This window comes from Microbulbifer halophilus (assembly GCF_026183675.1).
In the GTDB taxonomy this organism is placed as follows: domain Bacteria; phylum Pseudomonadota; class Gammaproteobacteria; order Pseudomonadales; family Cellvibrionaceae; genus Microbulbifer; species Microbulbifer halophilus.
The window spans coordinates 35,510-53,171 of the sequence record NZ_JAPIVK010000010.1 but is presented as its reverse complement, the minus strand read 5'-3'; the positions used below and the strand labels follow the sequence as shown (position 1 = coordinate 53,171).

Annotated in this window: 19 protein-coding genes; 5 read left to right on the top strand and 14 right to left on the bottom strand. The window is 61.0% G+C overall.

Annotated elements, in window-relative coordinates; all coding sequences use genetic code 11:
• The 4 genes from OQE62_RS07070 to OQE62_RS07055 are packed head-to-tail and all read right to left on the bottom strand — an operon-like array spanning window position 1 to window position 3,765.
• The gene (locus tag OQE62_RS07070; RefSeq protein WP_265721309.1) at window positions 1-1,140 is read right to left on the bottom strand and encodes an ATP-NAD kinase family protein; all 1,140 of its coding nucleotides are present in this window, start codon (window positions 1,138-1,140) and stop codon (window positions 1-3) included.
• Window positions 1,137-2,279, bottom strand: a complete 1,143-nt coding sequence (locus tag OQE62_RS07065) for a 4-phosphoerythronate dehydrogenase (protein WP_265721308.1) — start codon at window positions 2,277-2,279, stop codon at window positions 1,137-1,139. The genes OQE62_RS07070 and OQE62_RS07065 overlap by 4 nt, the downstream gene beginning before the upstream one ends.
• A complete protein-coding gene (locus OQE62_RS07060; protein ID WP_265721307.1) occupies window positions 2,276-3,184 on the bottom strand; it encodes a 5'-3' exonuclease in 909 nt (302 codons plus the stop codon). The genes OQE62_RS07065 and OQE62_RS07060 overlap by 4 nt, the downstream gene beginning before the upstream one ends.
• Window positions 3,181-3,765 carry an elongation factor P hydroxylase gene (locus tag OQE62_RS07055; RefSeq protein WP_265721306.1) on the bottom strand — a complete coding sequence of 195 codons (585 nt, stop codon included), beginning with the start codon at window positions 3,763-3,765 and terminating at the stop codon, window positions 3,181-3,183. Before OQE62_RS07055 ends, OQE62_RS07060 begins: the two co-directional genes overlap by 4 nt.
• A gap of 248 nt (window positions 3,766-4,013) precedes the next feature.
• On the opposite strand from OQE62_RS07055, the gene OQE62_RS07050 reads away from it, so the two are divergent.
• Window positions 4,014-4,700, top strand: a complete 687-nt coding sequence (locus OQE62_RS07050; protein ID WP_265721305.1) for a hypothetical protein — start codon at window positions 4,014-4,016, stop codon at window positions 4,698-4,700.
• 207 nt (window positions 4,701-4,907) lie between these two features.
• Here the strand turns inward: OQE62_RS07050 and tusA are convergent, their stop codons facing one another.
• Window positions 4,908-5,141, bottom strand: a complete 234-nt coding sequence (gene tusA / locus OQE62_RS07045) for a sulfurtransferase TusA (protein ID WP_265721304.1) — start codon at window positions 5,139-5,141, stop codon at window positions 4,908-4,910.
• 145 nt (window positions 5,142-5,286) lie between these two features.
• Here tusA and OQE62_RS07040 point away from each other — a divergent pair, with 145 nt between their 5' ends.
• Entirely contained in the window at window positions 5,287-5,574 is a 288-nt protein-coding gene (locus tag OQE62_RS07040; RefSeq protein WP_265721303.1) for an antibiotic biosynthesis monooxygenase family protein, read from the top strand.
• Here OQE62_RS07040 and OQE62_RS07035 read toward each other — a convergent pair.
• The 4 genes from OQE62_RS07035 to OQE62_RS07020 all read right to left on the bottom strand — a co-directional run bounded on the left by OQE62_RS07035 (window position 5,549) and on the right by OQE62_RS07020 (window position 7,726).
• Window positions 5,549-6,193, bottom strand: coding sequence for an alpha/beta family hydrolase (locus OQE62_RS07035; RefSeq protein WP_265721302.1), 645 nt, complete (start codon window positions 6,191-6,193; stop codon window positions 5,549-5,551). The two genes, OQE62_RS07040 and OQE62_RS07035, sit on opposite strands and share 26 nt — an antisense overlap.
• A complete protein-coding gene (locus tag OQE62_RS07030) occupies window positions 6,186-6,410 on the bottom strand; it encodes a YheU family protein (protein WP_265721301.1) in 225 nt (74 codons plus the stop codon). Before OQE62_RS07030 ends, OQE62_RS07035 begins: the two co-directional genes overlap by 8 nt.
• Before the next feature lie 66 nt (window positions 6,411-6,476).
• Window positions 6,477-7,406 (bottom strand): class I SAM-dependent methyltransferase, encoded by a 930-nt coding sequence (locus OQE62_RS07025; protein ID WP_265721300.1) that lies wholly within the window; start codon window positions 7,404-7,406, stop codon window positions 6,477-6,479.
• A gap of 17 nt (window positions 7,407-7,423) precedes the next feature.
• Window positions 7,424-7,726: an MTH1187 family thiamine-binding protein gene (locus OQE62_RS07020; RefSeq protein ID WP_265721299.1), complete on the bottom strand. Its 303-nt coding sequence runs from the start codon at window positions 7,724-7,726 to the stop codon at window positions 7,424-7,426.
• A 110-nt stretch (window positions 7,727-7,836) separates the two neighbouring features.
• On the opposite strand from OQE62_RS07020, the gene OQE62_RS07015 reads away from it, so the two are divergent.
• From OQE62_RS07015 to OQE62_RS07005, 3 genes are all read left to right on the top strand, one after another.
• Window positions 7,837-8,364 (top strand): glycine cleavage system protein R, encoded by a 528-nt coding sequence (locus OQE62_RS07015; protein ID WP_265721298.1) that lies wholly within the window; start codon window positions 7,837-7,839, stop codon window positions 8,362-8,364.
• A 399-nt stretch (window positions 8,365-8,763) separates the two neighbouring features.
• Entirely contained in the window at window positions 8,764-9,285 is a 522-nt protein-coding gene (locus OQE62_RS07010) for an RNA polymerase sigma factor (RefSeq protein WP_265721297.1), read from the top strand.
• A 26-nt stretch (window positions 9,286-9,311) separates the two neighbouring features.
• A complete protein-coding gene (locus OQE62_RS07005; protein ID WP_265721296.1) occupies window positions 9,312-10,316 on the top strand; it encodes a FecR family protein in 1,005 nt (334 codons plus the stop codon).
• A gap of 100 nt (window positions 10,317-10,416) precedes the next feature.
• On the opposite strand, the gene OQE62_RS07000 is transcribed toward OQE62_RS07005, so the two are convergent.
• From OQE62_RS07000 to OQE62_RS06980, 5 genes are all read right to left on the bottom strand, one after another.
• A complete protein-coding gene (locus OQE62_RS07000) occupies window positions 10,417-13,182 on the bottom strand; it encodes a TonB-dependent receptor plug domain-containing protein (RefSeq protein ID WP_265721295.1) in 2,766 nt (921 codons plus the stop codon).
• 381 nt (window positions 13,183-13,563) lie between these two features.
• On the bottom strand, window positions 13,564-14,010 hold the full coding sequence (locus OQE62_RS06995; protein WP_265721294.1) for a hypothetical protein: 447 nt from the start codon (window positions 14,008-14,010) through the stop codon (window positions 13,564-13,566).
• Window positions 14,011-14,690: 680 nt separating this feature from the next.
• Entirely contained in the window at window positions 14,691-15,902 is a 1,212-nt protein-coding gene (locus tag OQE62_RS06990; RefSeq protein ID WP_265721293.1) for a hypothetical protein, read from the bottom strand.
• A 308-nt stretch (window positions 15,903-16,210) separates the two neighbouring features.
• Entirely contained in the window at window positions 16,211-16,828 is a 618-nt protein-coding gene (locus tag OQE62_RS06985) for a hypothetical protein (RefSeq protein ID WP_265721292.1), read from the bottom strand.
• A gap of 155 nt (window positions 16,829-16,983) precedes the next feature.
• Window positions 16,984-17,628 carry a hypothetical protein gene (locus OQE62_RS06980; protein WP_265721291.1) on the bottom strand — a complete coding sequence of 215 codons (645 nt, stop codon included), beginning with the start codon at window positions 17,626-17,628 and terminating at the stop codon, window positions 16,984-16,986.
• Window positions 17,629-17,662 lie beyond the last annotated feature (34 nt).

Genomic DNA, 17,662 nt, shown 5'->3' with positions numbered 1-17,662 from the left:
CTACGGGGTATCGCCGTTGCTGAGCGGGTAGAGAATTGCATCCCGGTAACCGGTGATCACGCGGATAAAACCGCTCCACTGTTCGTCCAGTTCCGGATCGCCGCTATCCACCAGCAGAGGCCGGCCGCCGAGTTCGGTGATTTTTGTCTTGGTGGCAATCGCCACCAGGTTGTCGCGCCCCACTTCCCGCAGCACCCGCGGCGAAAACTGCTGGTTGCCGCGGCCGATCAGGTGGCCCTGGCCACCGATGGCGGTGAGCAGGATTTTTACCGGGCCGTCATGCGCGGCGATGGCCTCTTCGATCTCCGGCGCATTCACATCGGCGGCCACCAACTGGCCGTCGCGCAGCAGGTCCACCCCCAGCAGGGTGCCCTCGCACCCCAGCTCCTCCAGGACCGCCAGGGTGGTGGAACCGGGGCCGACGATATACAGGGTGTCCGGCTCCAGGTCCTCGATGACTTCCGCAGCGATATCCGCAACCGCCAGCTCCTCCACCTCGCGGCCGGCATTTTTTACCGCCTGCAGAAAGTGCCCCTCTTCCGGCACCAGCAGCTCGCCGTAATGGCGCGTGCGCACGCGGCCCTCGCGGAAGGATTTCTCGTCGATATCGCGCACTTCCCGCTCGCGCAGGTCCACCAGTTGCACAGCCATCAAGCGGCGCAACACCTCGCCGCCGGCCTTGGGGGAAATGGCGAAACAGGCGGAGTGCATCTTCACTCCGGCGGGAATCCCCAGCACCGGGCAGTTGTCGCCGAGGGCATTGACCATATTGCGCGCGGTGCCGTCGCCGCCGACAAAAACGATCAGGTCGGCACCCGCATCGCGGATCATCTGCGCGGCGCGCTCGGTGTCGGCCGGCGTGGAGGGATCGGTGTTGGCCCTGCCCAGCACCGTTGCGGTAAAGCCCAGCTCCCGCGCCAGGGCCCCGCCCATATCGCCGGCAAAGCAGAGAATTTCCAGTTGATCGGAAAACGGCGTCAGTGCATTCAACGCGATGGCGGCGCGCTTGCTGGACTGGGGTTCAATACCCGCCTCCTGCGCCTGCCTGACGGTTTCGATACCGTCGCTGCCCTTGAGCCCCGCCGGGCCGCCGATACCGGACCAGGGATTGATCACGAGTCCGAGTTTCTTGAGTTTCACTTGAGCCCCAGTATTGCCAGTTGTCGCCGCTCGGCCGCATCCAGCGCGTCATCGGCGAGGGAAAAGTGGGAGAATTCCAGCCGCCGGGGATATTCGCGGCGGAGCTGGTCGAAGGCCCGGGCCATGGGAATTTCTCCATCCGCTGCGGCGCGTAGGCGGTGGTCGTCGTTGCGTGGATCGTACATCTGCAGCAACAGGTCGGCGAAGCTCCCCCTGGGCGCGCCGAGCTCCAGCTCGGCATTGCGCCGGCTCCGCCGGCGCTCCCTCTCCCCCAGCCCCTCTCCCCGAGGGAGAGGGGAGCTTATAATTTCGGAGCTTTCCAATGCGTCTCGGATCATCCGCGTCCCCGCCAGCTTGCCGTCCATACTGTAGCCGGCAATATGCGGCGTACCGATATCCACCAGCTCCAGCAGACGCGTATCGATAGCCGGTTCGTTTTCCCACACATCCAGCACGGTGGAGAAACGTTTGCGCTTTTGCAGCAGTTCCAGCAATGCCGCGTTATCGACCACCGCACCGCGGCCGGCGCTGATCAGTACAGCCCCGTCCTTTATGTGCGCCAACTGCTCCGCGCCGACCATATGCAGGCTCGGGTGCGGCCCGTCTTTTACCAGCGGCGCGTGCAGGCAGATCACGTCCTGCTGCAGCACCGTCTGCAGATCCGCCGCGTCCGGGTTGTCCGGCAGCCAGGGATCGTACACGGCACAGGGAATTTCCAGCTCGCGCAGCCGGCGCTGCAGCAGGCCGCCGACATTGCCGCAGCCGACGATACCGAAACTGCGACCGCGCCAGTCGATTGCCAGCGCCGCCAGCGCACAGAACACATATTCCACCACCGAGTTGGCGTTGCAGCCGGGCGCGGCACTCCAGGCGATGCCCTGCCGGTCCAGCCAGGCGGTATCCAGGTGATCGGTGCCGATGGTGCAGCTGCCGACAAAGCGCACCGGCGTATCCGCCAGCAGGTCTTCATTGACCGGCGTTACCGAACGCACCAGCAGGATATCCGCCCGCGCCAGTTGATCGCGGCCCAGGGTGCGGCCGTTCACGCGCTCGAGTCGTCCCCCGCCTTCCAGCAGGTCGCCGAAGTAATCCTCGAGCGCCGGAATATTCTCGTCGGCGACTATCGTCAGTCCCGTCACGCCATCTCCCCGGTATCCATGGTGATCGTTCGCCCGATTTTAGCCTTGAGGCCGCCGATGCCGAAGGCGTCCGCCACTGCCCGGGCCACTTCGCTGTCGGCACCGCGCCAGGCCAGGTCCGACGCGCCGGCGCCCAGGTCGATATCCTCCACCAACGACGCCAGGCGTTTTGCCACGGCAATCTGCTCCGCGTGCTCCGCCAGTTTTTCCGCCAGGCGCCGGGCGCCGCGCAGTTTCAGTTGCGCCGCCCGCTGCGGCGCCTCCAGCAGCGACTCGACACTGTCGAATTCCGCCAGCAGCGCCGCGGCGGTCTTGGCGCCGACGCCGGGCACGCCGGGGATATCGTCGCTGGTATCCCCCACCAGCGCCAGGTAGTCGGCGATCTGCGCCGGGCGCACGCCGAACTTCTGCTGTATGGCCGCCGCGTCCAGGTGCCGGTCGGCAGCGAAATCCCAGAGGGACGCGGCGCCGCGGTCGAGCAACTGGCCCAGATCCTTGTCGCGGCTGATGACGATCGGCCGGTGCCGGCGGCAGATGCGGGTCAGGGTGGCGAGGATATCGTCCGCCTCAAAACGCGGGCTTGCAAAACAGGCAATCCCGAGCACCTCGGCCATCTCCCGACAGGCCGCCAACTGATAGGCCAGCGCCTCGTCCGGCAGCGCGCGGCTGCACTTGTAGTCCGGGTAGAAATCGTTTCGGAAGCAGCTGCCCAGGGATTCGTCGAAGGCACAGGCGATACGCGCCGGCCGGCGCGCCAGCAGGTCCAGCAGGAAGTTGCTGAAACCGTAGACCGCCTCGGTGTCGTAGCCGTCGCGGCTCTGCCAGTTGGGTGGCAGGGCGAAGTAGTAGCGGAAGATATAGACGGAGGCGTCCACCAGGAAGGTGGTGTTCTGTTCAGTGTTCACGACAGGTCCGCCAGCCGGTAGAGCCCCGCATCGAACGGCTGCGGGCGCCCGAACTCCCGCGCCAGCGCCAGGGCGAAGCGGCGGGCGCGGTCGTTGACGCCCCCCCGCTCGCAGTAGCGCTGCGCCCGCTGCCAGATGGCCCTCTTGAAGTCGTCGCCGGGGCCCAGGCCGCTGGCCAGGTTGTCGGCGCTGACCCGGAAGCGCAGGCCGCAGGCGCGGGAGAAGATCCACTCCAGCGCCTGTGGCTTCACCTCCACCCGTTCGAACAGCCGCTGCTCCTCGTCGCTGCGGCCGTCCGGGGCGTACCAGTAGCCGTAGTCCGGCCGCCGGCGGCGGGCCGCGCCGGCCACGCACCAGTGGGCGGCCTCGTGCAGGGCGCTGGCCGGGTAGTCACGGGTAAACTCGATACGGTGATAGTCGAGATTGCCGCCGGCCGGGCGGTAGTAGGGCTCCTCGAAACCGCCGCGCAGGCGGGTGTTGAGCCCGTTCGCGCCGGCGAAGCAGCCGTCGAACACCCGCGCGATACGCGCCGCGGCGGCGGATTCGGTGGTCTGGTGGCAAACGCTGGGCTGGGCTGGCACGGGCTTCTCCGCGATTCGGCAAAGCCGCGGACTATAGCAACGCCTCCGTCGGGTTCAAAGTCATGTAAAACAACACCCGCGATAACCAAGGGGTCTAAAGCGCCAGTTGTATTTCGGTAATTCTGCATATACCTTAGTTGCAGGGACTCCGGAAAAGGGCCCTGCCCCGCGTCCGGCGTTCCCCAGGGGGGAACACAAGCAGTACAACGCCGCCCTGCACCATAACCGGCCCTGCAAGGAGGTGCTCCATGACCGACCACAGCTCCAGCAACGTGGTTGACCTCTTCACCGGCGAGCCGCTCGAAACTTCAGCGAACAAGCGCTTTATCCGCCTGTCGCCGGAGCTCGACGGCTTGGAAATGCTCTACTCCAACAATTCCAGTGGTTCAGATCTCTACAGCCTCAAAATTCTCTGCTGGGGACTCAAGGCGAACGGTGAAATCGTCGGCCTGGTACCCTGGCTGAACACCATCGTGGCCTGCCCGGATATCCGCGACCCGCTCGACGGCCGGTTCGAGGGCTACTACGACCCGGGCATCGAGGAAATCTTCCACGAGCCCCCGATTCACAAAATCGTCGAACTGGAAACAGCGGCGGAGTACTTCGAGTACGAAAACAGCAAAGCCGAGGAGGTAATGCAGGAAGTGCCCGACACCATCGGCACCCACGCGGTGTTCATGGACGAACAGCGGGAAAACCTCACCCTCACGGAAGTGGTGAGCTGGCGTCTCTACGCCAGCGGCGAGATCCACGGCATGCTGATCGATCACGACATAGTGGAAACCACCCCGGTACTGCCGGGCGACCTGTGCCTCTACCCGGCCCAGGAAGCGGCGGATTTCCGCTATTTCTTCCAGCACAACATTGCCAACAAGATCAAGGCGGAGGATCCGGAGGCGCTGGCGGCGATTGCGGCGTTGGTGAGTTCTCCGTAGTCGGGCGGTGACGGGGCCGCATAAATTGAAGTGGCCGCCCCGACAGCCCTCTCCCCCGGCCCCTCTCCCGATGGGAGAGGGGAGCTATGTCGGAGACATTGAGGGTTGAATCTACCCACCGGGCCCCGTTAAGACTCGTACCAGTCCCCTCTCCCTCCGGGAGAGGGTTAGGGAGAGGGCCGGCCGATCGAGGCCCCAAAGCCCCGATCAATCCCCACCCTTCCGAATCCAGAACACAAACTCATCCCCCTCCTCCGCATGCTCCACCAGCTCGTAGCCGAGAAACTGGCAGAACTTGGGAATATCCCGCTGGGTGGAGGGATCGGTGGCGATGACCTGCAGCACTTCGCCGGGCGCCACCTTGCGTACCGCAGCGTGCAGCATCATGACGGGCTCGGGGCACAGCAGGCCGCGGGCATCCAGGGTGTGATCTGACTTCATCTGTCAATTGTCCGCCATTTTCCGGTAATCGTCATCTGCAACTTTGCCTGACCACCCGGCCAATATGCCCCGCACAGCAATAGAGACAGCCGCGGCGGTCGCGGTAGAATCGGAGGGAACCGAAAAGGCTGATCAAGAGTAGAAAATGATTTACGTTTTGATTGAGCGGGAAATCGCCCCGGACATGCAGAGCACCTACGAAGAGCTCGCCCGCAAGATCCTGACCCACGCTTACCGTACCGTGGGTTTTGTGGAGGGGCAGACATTTACCGAGAAAGGCAATCCCCTGCGCCGCTTTACCCTGTCCCACTGGCAATCGGAACTGCACTGGCAGGCCTGGTACACCAGCGAGGACCGGCGCGCGCAGATGTCGCTGCTGAAGCCGGTACTGGCGGGCGACGAAAAGATTACGATCCTGCAGGCGGCAGGATAAAGCCCGCCACTGCATCCACCGCCGACTGCCAGTGCTGCTCGCGGCTGAAACCGCTGGCGCGGCGAGGCTTGAAATCGTGGTCGCCGTCCTCCAGCCAGTGCATGCGAATGGAATCCGGCAGGCCGTAACCGGCCACCTCTTGCCTGCTCCCCAGTGGATCGCGACTGCCCTGCACCACCAGCGCCGGGCATTCCAGCTCCAGCAGATGCGCCGTGCGCAGCTTCTCCGGCTTGCCGCGCGGGTGGAACGGATAGCCCAGGCAGACCAGCCCGGCAATCTCCCCGCGCCCGAACAACTCGTCCGCCAGCAGGCTCGCCACCCGGCCCCCCATGGACTTGCCGCCGATAAACAGCGGCACACCCCGCTCCGCCGCCTCCGCCACCTGTTCGCGGAAACAATTCAGCAATTGCGGCATGGGATTCGGCGGGCGGCGGCTGCCGCCGCTGCGGCGCTGGGCCATATAGGGGAATTCGAACCGCAGCACCTCGATGCCGCGCTCACAGAGGCCGGCGCTCACCGCCTGCATGAACTCGCTGTCCATGGGCGCGCCGGCGCCGTGGGCAAACAGGAATCGGGCCCGCACGGCGCCGGTGGATGTATCGCGCAGGAACTCAGGCATCGGCCGGCAGGTCCTGCGCCAGCACCAGATTGACCGACTCCTCGCCGGGCTCGAACCAGATCACCACCTCACCGGTCTGCAACTGCCGCCGCAGGCTGGCCACCTTATCCTCCAGGCTCACCTCCCGCTCACCATAATCGGTGCCGTCGCGGGTGGCGTACTCCTCCAGCAGGTTTTGCAGTGTATCGGGATCCAGTTCTCGGGCGGGTATTCGCATAGTGATGGGCCATTGGTGGCGAGTGATTGAAAGCCGCTATTCTAACCACTCACCACCAAACACTCATCACTCGGCGGCGGGTTTGCGGAACCGCAACGTCATGCGGTCGCTCTCGCCAATCGCCAGGTACTTTTCGCGATCCTGGTCGCCCAGGCGCAGGGTCGGCGGCAGGGTCCAGACGCCCTTCGGGTGATCGGCGGTGTCTTTCGGGTTGGCGTTGATCTCGCTGGTGTCCTCCAGCTCAAAGCCCGCCTTTTCTGCCACCTCGATCACATGCTCCTGGGTCACGTAACCGCTCTCGATCATGTCCTCGCGGCTGGTGCCCGGCTTGGCACGGTGCTCTACCACACCCAGCACACCGCCGGGCTTGAGCGCGGCGAAGAACTGGTTGAATGCTTTCTGCTCGTTCTCGCCGCGCATCCAGTTGTGCACATTGCGGAAGGTGAGCACCGCATCCGCACTGCCGGCCGGCGCCACGGTCGCACCCGAGGCGGGATCGAACTCGGTGCGCTGCAGCGCGCCGTAGCTCGCCTTATCCGCTGCCACCTTTTTCTTGAATCCCGCCAGGGAGCGCTGGTAGTAATCGGAATCCGTACCCTCCGGGAAATGCGCCGCGTAGAAGGTGCCCTCTTCGCGCAGGTAGGGCGCCAGGATCTCCGTGTACCAGCCGCCACCGGGAGCGATTTCCACCACCGTCATGCCCGGCTCTATGCCGAAGAATTCCAGTGTCTGCTGCGGATGGCGGTACTGGTCCCGGGCCGCGTATTCCTCGGTGCGCTGCGGGCCGGCGATGACTGATCCCAGATCCGGGGCCTCCGCCGCGGCTTCGGGTGCGGCGGCTTCGGTTTCGGGGGCGGGTGCGGCGGTTTCACTCGCTGCGTCTTTTGGTGCAGCCTCCTTCGCGGCGTCTTCTTTCCCCGCATCGCCCGACTGGGGCGAGCAGGCCGCCAGCATGGTGGTGCATGCCATTGCGATCAACAGTTGTTTAATTTTCATTCTTCCTCCCGTGAGTTTTATTGGTCCAGCTTCGATTCAACACTATCGATTTTATCCTGAAGCGTCTGTTCCCTGTCGGTCCTTGTTCCCAATTTTACACTTGAGCTGATCCGCGGCGCGCCCATGGCGTGCACGCGCTCATGGCAGCGCTTGATCGCCGCCATCACCTGGTCCCATTCTCCCTCTATATTGGTGCCATAAGCGTGCAACTGGTACTCCAGCCCGGCCTCCCGCAACACATTCTGGCATTCGGCGATATAGTCCCCGACAGAAACCCCAACGCCAACAGGAATAAGGCACAGATCCACATGTACTTTCATCGCTGCTCCCTCCGGCTCACTTGCTGTCTCCAGATACTTCCGCTTATCAGAGTACCGACCACTCGCTACAATGCCACGTAACCGCTCCTCATGCAGCAAAGGAATACCCAATGCAACAGCATCTCGTAATCTCCCTGATCAGCGACGACAAGCCCGGCGTGGTGGAAAGGCTCTCCGCCGTGGTGGCGGAAAACGGCGGCAACTGGGAAGACAGCCGCATGGCGCATTTTGCCGGCAAGTTCGCCGGTATATTGCGGGTCAGCGTTCCCGGCGACGCCGGCCAGGCGCTCAGGAAGGCATTGGCGGCGCTGGCCGACGAGGGCTACAAGCTGCAAATTGAAGAGGCCCGCACCGTGGCCACCGGCCCGCAACAGACCATCCTGTTGAAACTGGTGGGCAACGACCGCGCCGGTATCGTACGCGAACTCTCCCGCGCCCTGGCCGCCCGCGAACTGAACATGGAACAACTGGAAACCGGCTACGACAGCATCCCCGGCAGCGGCGAGCCGCTGTTCACCGCCCAGTGCACCATCAGCGTGGCCGAGGATATGGACCTGGACGGCCTGCGCGACGAGCTGGACGAAATTGCCGACGAACTCGGCGTGGAAATCGACTGCGAAAGCGCCACCACCGCCTGAGCCCACCTCCCCAACAACCTACGCCCGCATCCAGCCCGCGGGAGCCTGCTTGCCGGCGAAAAACCGGGGCCGCGGAACTCTGATGGGCACGTCGCTGGGCTCCTTTGCCCATCCTACGCCGGTATTCCAACCGCGGGGCCGAAGGCTGCACGAATTCGTAGGTTGGGGCGGCCCTGTAGGAGCCTGCTTGCAGGCGAAAACCGGGGCCGCGATCTTCGCTTGCAAGCAAGCTCCTACAGAATCCCCCATCCTACGCCCACCTCATGACTATCAAAACAAATATAACCATAAAAAAATATTATGCCGCATAAAGCTGTCATCTTCCGTCTCTACCCTAAAGCGCGCGGAAAAATATCAATCGCGTGACAAAAAAATGACAGCGGGGGACGCGGTAACCCAATGGAAAACCAGACAGCGGAGCACGAGAGGATTTTTGAGGACCTCGCCGCGGAAAAGCCCAGGCTGCTGAACTATATTCGCCGGCGCGTTCGCAATACCTCGGACACCGAGGATATTTACCAGGAAGCCATGGCACGCCTGGCGAGGCAACTGAAAACAGGCGAGCCCCCGGACAACCCCACGGGCTACCTGTACCGTGTTGCCACCAACGTGATCAACGACAGCATGCGCCGCAAGCAGGAGCCGATGGAATCAGTGGACGAGCTCGCCGACAGTCTGGACTGCCAGCGGCCGCAGCCGGATCAGCAACTGAACGACCAGCAGTGCCTGGCACTGTTTGTGAAGCAACTGAACGAGCTGCCCACAACCACCAGGAACATCATCATCATGAGAAAGCTGCACGGCAAAACCAATAAGGAAATCGCCCGGCACCTGGGCCTCTCCGCCAAAGCCGTGGAAAAGCAGCTCAACCGGGCACTGAAAGCCATTGAAGCCAAAATGGCCCCGCACCTGGAAGCCTGATTTTCGCAATGCAACCGAAAACGCCAATGAACACAGAACACCCACTCAGCGCAAAAGAAATAGATCGGATCTACGACTGGGCCGTACACGGCGGCGCAGAGAGTGCCGATGCCGCCGCGCGCGAGCGCCACGAAAACTGGCTGCGGGAAAAACCGGCCAGGTTGCAACGCGCCCGGCAGGTGGAAGGTATCTGGAACCATCCGGATTTCGAAAATGCCGTACGCCTGGTGGGTAGCAGTGTTGCCATCGATACCATCCCCGCTGCGGCGACCAGCGGACCCAACCGGAAACCCTGGTACCTGGCCGCGGCAGCCGCCTTCCTGATTGCAGTCTCGGTAACCCTCGTACCCCGGTTCGACACGGCCCATGGCGCAGGCAACCGCCTCTACACCACCGAAAGGCAGCAAACCAGCCGCACCGCCCTGGCCGACGGCAGCACCCTGGACCTCAGTGCCCGCTCCCGGGTCGCGGTGGACTTTACCGAGCGCGAGCGTCGCATCCGCCTCTACGACGGCGAGGCCCGCTTCACCGTCGCCAAGGACCGGCAACGCCCCTTCGTGGTGGAATCCCACCAGGCCTCCATCGAGGCGGTGGGCACCATCTTCAATGTGGACCAGCGGCAGGACATCACCGAACTCACCGTGCTCGAGGGCAGCGTTGCCGTGCACCCGCTGAAACAGCCCGGTCGGGAACTGCAGATCGCCGCCGGCGAACGCCTGCGCGTCTCTGCCAACGCCCTCGGCACCGTGCAGAAATTCGATCCGGATTCCTATAAAAGCTGGTTGCAGGGGCTGGTAGAGGTGGAGGACATGCGCCTGGAAGAACTGCTGGTGGAATTCAACCGCTACTCCGCCAGGCCCCTGGTCGCCGGCGACCACCGGACCCGCAACCTGCGCGTCAGCGGCACCTTCAACCTCAACGAAATCGAAACCAACCTGCATATCCTCTCCACCCTGCACGGGCTGGAGATTTCCGAGGCCGGGGAGGAAATCGTCCTGCAGACAAAAAAAACCGGGGCCGCGGAATCCTGATGGGCACGTCGCTGCGCTCCTTTGCCCATCCTGCGCCACCCCACAACCTACGCACGCATCCCGCCTGCAGGAGCCTGCTTGCAGGCGAAAGCCGTGCCCCTCAAAAATCCACCGCCACCCGCAACTGATACCGCCGCCCTTCCCGATACGCCAGAAACGTCTTCCCGCCCTGGTCGTAATGCCGGTCGTCGTCCAATAGGTTCTCCACAGACAGGGTGGCGTGAAGGCGGCCCGGAAGGGGGGTATTGAAGGTCAACGACAGGTTGTCGTACGGATCGCGGTAGACATCCGGCACGCCGTAACTATTGCTGACGATATACAACTCCCGCCCCGAGCGCTTGTACAGCAGGGACATACTGCGATCACTGTCCAGGTGCCGATACTGCAACTGCAGGCTGCCCAGGTACGCCGGCTGCCCCTGCAGGGGCCGGGTCCCCGCCCCGCGCTGCAGGTCGGGGGGAATATCCACCTGCGAGTGCATGCCCGCATAACTGGACTGCAACTCCAACTTGTGGGAGTCCCCAAATACCCGCGCGAAATCCAGCTCCAGCTCGTAACCATACAGGGTTGCCGAATCCGAGTTCAGGTAGCTGTAGATATTGAATGCCCGGTTATTGGAAATCACCGGATCGAAGAATACCCCCTCGATAGCATTGTCGATGGTCTTGTAAAAACCCAGCAATTTCATATCCAGCCCCAGGTCATCATCACTGAACTGCCAGCGCAGGTCCCAGTTCTCCGCCTCCGCCAGTTCCAGATTGGGATTGCCGGTCACTTCAATACGCAGGTCGGTATCCTCATAGCGCCGCGGCATCAGCTCGTTAACCCCGGGCCAGACCACTGTCTCGCTGTATCCCAGACGCAGCTTGTGCCGCGGCGAGGGCTCAAAACCCAACGCCGCCGAGTACAGATCCCGGCGGCCATCCAACAGCGACACCCGGTCCTGCGGCTGCCTGTCCCAGGCATCGGCCTTTACACTGTCCCTCTCGCGCCGCATGCCCAGCAAGAACTGCCAGCGCTCGTCGTAGCGGGTATCCGCCAGCAGGTAGCTGGCATGGTTGCGGTGTTCGGCGGTATAGAAATCGCCGTCCAGCTCCGGTGGGCTCAGCGTGAACTTCATGTCGTTGTCCAGCAGGAAGCCATCGGATCCCGGCTCGCCGATAATAGTCTCCGGCGCCAGAATCCCGGCGGGATTATTCCGCTGCAGCAGCTCCCAGCTGGCATCCAGAGTCCCCTTGGAAATAAAGGTATATTCCAGCAGGTAGCCATCCTGGTGCGCATCCAGTATGTCCGTGCCGGCTTTCAGGTCCGCGGACCAGTCGTCCCAGAACCACTGGTAAGAGGCACTGACACCGGCACTCAGCGTTTCCTCGCGCATATCCTCCCAGGCCACGCGAAAATTGTTATAGCCGGGCTGAAACCTGTAGGAATAGGAAACACCGTAGCGAGAGTAACGGTAGCTGACGTCGTAGGGCCGGGTATAGCGGGAGCGCGCAGAAGTCAGGTGCCAGTTTATGGCGATACTCTCTTCGGGGCCGACGAAGTGGCTGCCGTAAAACTGCCCCAGCGCCATCTGCTTTTCCGTCCAGTTGGACAGGCTGCGCAGGCTGCTCTCGCCGTCGTACTCCCCGGAAGCATTGCGCTCGCGGGTCTCAATCTGCTCGGCGCGGTTGACACTCTGGCGCAGCAGCAGGAAATTCGCCCCCAGGTGATGCCGCTCATCCAGCCCGTAGCCCAGCGCCAACAGCCCGTTCAGGTTGATGATATTGTCCAGGCGCCGGTGGCTGGCATCCTCGGTGGCAAAAACGCTGCTCCCTTCCCCATCCTCCTGTTCCGGCGGCGGGGAAAAGCGGTTCAACACCTGGGAAAAGAGTTCCCGCTGGCGCCACTCGTTCCGGTAGCCCAGGGAACCGGTCACCCCCCAGTTGTGCGGCCCCCGCTCCCACGAGCGGCCGCCACTCAGGTTGAAAAGACCATCCGCGCCCGCCTCGCCATAGTAGAGGCCGTAATTGCGCGGAATCGCCTCCCCCGCCGCCTCCCGCTGCACTTCCGGCCAGTCGTCCGGGCTCCCCAGGTGGGCGCTGTCCTCGATCACCCCGGGCAGGGCGCGGCCGCCATCGTCGTAGCCCAGCCAGTCGCGGTCCCCGGTATAGCCGCGCAGAACCTTCTCCCCGGTGGTACCGCTGCGGTAGCCGCCGCCGGTCACCAGCGTCAGGGACGTCTCCTCGGGAATGCGCCGCGTCTCGATATTCACAACGCCGGCACTGGCGTTGCCCGGTGCGTCGGCAAATACCGATTTGCGCAGGTCCACCTGGTTGAGGATATTCACCGGGAACACATCCATCGGCACCCGCTCGCCGGAGGGTTCCAGGCTGGGAATGGGGGCGCCGTTCAGACGCACCGACTGGTAGCGGCCCTTCATGCCGCGGATCACCGCGTAGCGCTCCTGCTCCATCTTCACGCCGGAGACCAGCTCCAGCGCCGAGGCCAGGTCGGTAATGCCGAGGGAATGGATACGGTCGAAATCCAGCGCCGTATCCGCGCCCCCCGCATAGCGGCCGTAGCCATTGCCACTGCCGGTGACGGGCTCCGCGGAAAAACTGCTGGCCTCCACCACCACCTCGGCAATCGATGGCCTCGCCACCGCTGCGGCGGGGGCCTCTCGTTTTTCCGGATCGGCCCGGAAAACCACCAGTGTATCGCCGATCAACCGGTAATCCAGCCCCAGCGGCCCCAGCAGTTTTTCGGCGCGCTCCTCCAGCGGCCCGCACCCCGGCGCAACCTCCACCTTCTTGTTGCGCACCAGTGCCGGGTTGGTTACCAGGCGATACCCGGATGCCTGCGTTAGCGCGTAAAGCGCGGACATCAGATCCTGCCCCGCTTCCGGCGCACAGGGCGAGGCCATCGCCGGCAGGGCCACGAAAGGCCCCAGGAACCGGCAACACAGGGCCAGTGGACGCAGTACAGAGGGAATATCCAGAAGAAACTCCGGGAACCGCTTATTGGGAGAATTTTGGTTTACGGCATCCGGATAGTCGCAAACACATATTGCGAAAAAATGACAAGAGGGGCAGGCTTCAAAAATTGGTACTTCAGCACCAAAAAGGGGGGCATTCACCGAAACGGGACCAAGGAAAAACCGGGGCACGGGAGCATGGCCTGCAGAAAGTGGACCAGGCCATATCGGCGACTCCCGCGCCCCACCCCACTCACACCGCGGAACAGGTGCAAACCGGGTGCTCCTTTATCAGAGCTCGGTGCCCGCCTCTTCGCTTTCCAGGTCGGTAAAGATCTGCACACCGCTGAAGTTGTAAGTGCCGATGGGGTCAATGCCCAGCATACAGCTCAGGGTCTGCAGCGGCTCATCGTTGAACAGCACGGTGATCACCTTGTCACCTTCAGACTTGCCCACATTGACCACGCCCTTGTAGGCACCCAAGGGGGCCGGGCCGCCCTCCGGGGCTTCCAGGGTGGCAAAATCGAACTGGCCGTCGTTCCAGGTTACCAGCTGGGACAGGAAGAAGCTCTGCAGCGAACAGTTGGCAACACCGTCACCGGAGAACAATACCTCGGCCTCGACCCCCTCTACCGGGCCGTTCTTGTCCACACAGGTGGAGATAGTGGCAGAGCCGCTTACATCGCGCTCCGCGTTCTCCTCGGTCAGCGGGCTTTCAAAAGACAGAGAGCCCGACATGGTGCAAACCAGGCCATCAACGGGCTGCGGCTGGGCCTGAACAGACCCGACGGAAAACACAGAGACACCGACACATGCGGCAACAAACCCGCAAACCCGGGAAACAGACTTAACAACCCCTGCGACATCATTCAATTTATTCATCATTAGCTCCACTCAATGGAATCGGATAATTTGAAATTTATACAAATGGCAATATCAGCCAAAAGCCTGTGAACAACAGCAACCACAGACAACCGACATATTAAACAGCCAATATTTCAATATTGTGCCCAATCAAAAACGATTCGCTATCTAAACCCACTACCTCAATACATTTAAAATATAAAAACTGTCTATAGACGCGAAAATTCATCGAGCGAGACACTTTTCCCAAAAAGACAGTTTGGGCAAAAAAAAGCGCAGACCAGGCTGCGCGTAGAAATGGGGGAACGGGCAATGCAACCTTCCACCAGCCGCAACCCTCCCGTCCGATAAGGAGAGTGCCCCGACACGAAGCGAGTCTTATTCTGGAGCACTGCGGCCGGCATGCGTACAGTTGAAGGAACCTGCACTACCCGCCCTACTAGAGACGCGAAAACAGCCAAAGGGCGACAATTTTTTTACGCTTTACAAAAAAAGCGCAGGCAAGCGCCTGCGCCAAGGAAAGACCGGAGTTTCTGGCTTATATTCTGACCGAATCAGTCACAGGCGGGCGCGGACCAGAAGGAAGCCTCGGTGAAGCCTGTAGCGGAAGTCTCGGCCGGCAGATCGGTGGGGTTGCAATCGTATGCCAGGGAGCTGAAGGAACCGCTGCTATTCGCATCAATATCGTCACAACCTACACCAGCGTAACCGCTGATATCGATATTGGTAAAGGAGCCCAGGGTACCTTCCTTCAGGCGGAAAACTTCATCGGTCTGAACCGCGCCACTAACCAGCGTGATCGAGGCATTGGTAACAGAGCCATTGGACTGGGGCTGGTTGGTGGGATCATTGGGGTTACCAGCCAGCTCGAACGCATAGCCAGCACTGTCAGTATTGGAATCACCAGCACCACCCTGCAGGATGGACAGGTTCTCGATGGAACCGTGGAAACCGGTATCCCAGTCGACGCTGTCATCTTCGTTACAGGTCAGCCACAGGTTGTTCACCTCGGCATCGCCACCGAAGAACTCGATGCCGTCATCGGCGTTATTGTGCACGTGCACATTATCGATAGCGACTTTATCGTCATCGGCGGCGTACAGGGTCAGGCCGTTGATTTCATTGCCGTCTTCGATCACATGGCCGCCTTCGGCGATAACCACATACTCCAGAGTGCTGTTCGGGCTCTCGTTGTCGGTCAGGCCACCACCAAAGTAATGACCGGCAGCAACACCCTCCATCTCACAGCTACCGGTGTCGTTCGGGCAGTCGTTGCTCTGGCCGAAACCGGCAATCACCAGACCGCCCCATTCGCCGGACTCACTGTAGTTGTCATCCAGGGAAGAGAAGACAATCGGCTCCCCAGCGGTACCCACAGCTTCGATGCCGGCACCGCGGGAAATCAGCAGGCCGGAATTGCTATCTACAGCACCCGCGATCTGCGCACCGGCCTCGATCTGCAGAAGGGTGTGATCCACGGATGACGGCGTGGCGCTGGCGCCGCTGCCGTTGCCGACTTCAACGATGCCCGGCAGAGTCCATACGATGGGCAGTCCGAGTGTAGCACTGTCTTTGGCCAGCACTACCGTATCGTCCACCGCAATGGAAATCGGAAGTTCGCAGCCCAGGTAGGCAGTACCGTTGAACGGGATAAAGCCCTGAGACTCGCCATTAGAATTACACTCCGCGTCACCACCCAGGGTGGTAACAGCCTGGGACGCTGAAGCCAGGGCCAACAGGCCGACTGTGGCAATAATCTTATTCATTTCGATCTCCGTAAAATGAAAATGCTTTGAAAGCAATAAAGAATGAAAGTCCAGACCCGGAAACAACCTCCTTATCCCGGGCAACTTCCAAGCTACAGGGGAAATATTTCACCGGGATTTAACGGAAAGAATAAATAGCAATGTAATCAATTGAAAAACCTGAACAACGTTATAAAAAACTTCCCATAGACGCCAGAAAATCCAAATGGCGACATTAATTTTTTATTTAAAAACAGTTTCAATAATAAAAAACGCAGGCAATAGCCTGCGTTCAATAAATACCGGATTCTCCGATCTAAAAAACAGAATCAATCACAGGCGGGCGCGGACCAGAAGGAGGCTTCGGTGAAGCCTGTCGCAGGAGAATTTTCCTGCAGATCAACCGGGTTGCAATCGAACTCCAGGGAGCCGAAAGAACCGCTGCTATTCGCATCAATATCCTCACAACCCACACCAGCGTAACCGCTGATATCGATATTGGTAAAGGAGCCCAGAGTCTCGTTCTTGAGGCGGAAAACTTCATCGGTCTGAACCGCACCGCTGGCCAGAGTAATAGAGGCATTGGTAACAGAGCCATTGGACCGCGGCTGGGAACTAGGGCTGTACCAGTATCTTTTACTGGATAGCTCAAATGCATAGCCGGCACTATCAACATTGGCATAACCAGCCCCACCCTGAAGAATTGACAGGTTCTCGATGGAACCATGATATCCCTGCTCCCAATCCACGCTGTCGTCTTCGTTACAGGTCAACCACAGGTTGTCCACCCGAGCATCGCCACCGAAAAACTGGATACCATCGTCGGCGTTATTGTGTATATGCACATTTTGGATGGTCGCCTTGTTGTCATCAACGGCGTACAGATTCAGACCATTGATCTCATCGCCATTCTTAATTATTAGTCGTCTCAAAATTGTTTTGACCAAAGTCCACCCTCCGGACCGTCATCCCGGACTTGATCCGGGATCCAGCGGAGGTGCCCCGTCGGCCTGGATTCCGGAACAAGTCCGGAATGACGATCGTATGGAGCGAATACAGAAATCGCCCGTTGTTAAAGAAACCTGGACAACTGTTAATACAATTATGAGACCCTTAATATATGGCCACCCTCGGCGATAACCACATACTCCAGAGTGCTTTCCGGGCTCTCGTTGTCGGTCAGGCCACCGCCAAAGTAATGGCCCCTTGCAACACCTTCCATCTCGCAGCTACCGGTGTCGTTCGGGCATCCATTGCTCTGGCCGAAGCCGGCGATAATCAACCCACCCCACTCCTGGGATCTATTGTAGTTGTCATCCACCGAGGAGAAGACGATCGAATCCTCGGCTGTGCCCACAGCTTCGATGCCGGCACCGCGGGAGATCAGCAACGCGGACTCGCTATTTACAGAGCCCGCAATCTGCGCACCGGCCTCGATCTGCAAAAGAGTATGATCCACGGATGACGGTGTAGCATTGGCGCTACTGCCGTTGCCGACTTCAACGATGCCCGGCAGGGTCCATACGATGGGCAGTTCGAGTGAAGCACTGTCTTTGGCCAGCACCACCGTGTCGTCCACCGCAATGGATAGAGGAAGCTCACAACCCAGATAGGCGGTATTGTTGAACGGGATAAAGCCCAGGGATGCGCCATTATAATTACACTCTACGTCACCACCCAGCGTGGTAACAGCCTGGGACGCCGAAGCCAGGGCCAGCAGGCCGAGTGTGGCAATTAACTTTTTCATATCTATCTCCTTTAGATGAAAACGCTTTTCAAGA

Excerpts from the sequence above, each read along its gene's own strand:
- OQE62_RS07050 (WP_265721305.1), top strand. The coding sequence starts at position 4,014 with ATGACCGACCACAGCTCCAGCAACGTGGTTGACCTCTTCACCGGCGAG.
- tusA (WP_265721304.1), bottom strand. The coding sequence starts at position 5,141 with ATGAAGTCAGATCACACCCTGGATGCCCGCGGCCTGCTGTGCCCCGAG.
- OQE62_RS07040 (WP_265721303.1), top strand. The coding sequence starts at position 5,287 with ATGATTTACGTTTTGATTGAGCGGGAAATCGCCCCGGACATGCAGAGC.
- OQE62_RS07035 (WP_265721302.1), bottom strand. The coding sequence starts at position 6,193 with ATGCCTGAGTTCCTGCGCGATACATCCACCGGCGCCGTGCGGGCCCGA.
- OQE62_RS07030 (WP_265721301.1), bottom strand. The coding sequence starts at position 6,410 with ATGCGAATACCCGCCCGAGAACTGGATCCCGATACACTGCAAAACCTG.
- OQE62_RS07025 (WP_265721300.1), bottom strand. The coding sequence starts at position 7,406 with ATGAAAATTAAACAACTGTTGATCGCAATGGCATGCACCACCATGCTG.
- OQE62_RS07020 (WP_265721299.1), bottom strand. The coding sequence starts at position 7,726 with ATGAAAGTACATGTGGATCTGTGCCTTATTCCTGTTGGCGTTGGGGTT.
- OQE62_RS07015 (WP_265721298.1), top strand. The coding sequence starts at position 7,837 with ATGCAACAGCATCTCGTAATCTCCCTGATCAGCGACGACAAGCCCGGC.
- OQE62_RS07010 (WP_265721297.1), top strand. The coding sequence starts at position 8,764 with ATGGAAAACCAGACAGCGGAGCACGAGAGGATTTTTGAGGACCTCGCC.
- OQE62_RS07005 (WP_265721296.1), top strand. The coding sequence starts at position 9,312 with ATGAACACAGAACACCCACTCAGCGCAAAAGAAATAGATCGGATCTAC.
- OQE62_RS07000 (WP_265721295.1), bottom strand. The coding sequence starts at position 13,182 with ATGTCCGCGCTTTACGCGCTAACGCAGGCATCCGGGTATCGCCTGGTA.
- OQE62_RS06995 (WP_265721294.1), bottom strand. The coding sequence starts at position 14,010 with ATGTCGGGCTCTCTGTCTTTTGAAAGCCCGCTGACCGAGGAGAACGCG.
- OQE62_RS06990 (WP_265721293.1), bottom strand. The coding sequence starts at position 15,902 with ATGAATAAGATTATTGCCACAGTCGGCCTGTTGGCCCTGGCTTCAGCG.
- OQE62_RS06980 (WP_265721291.1), bottom strand. The coding sequence starts at position 17,628 with ATGAAAAAGTTAATTGCCACACTCGGCCTGCTGGCCCTGGCTTCGGCG.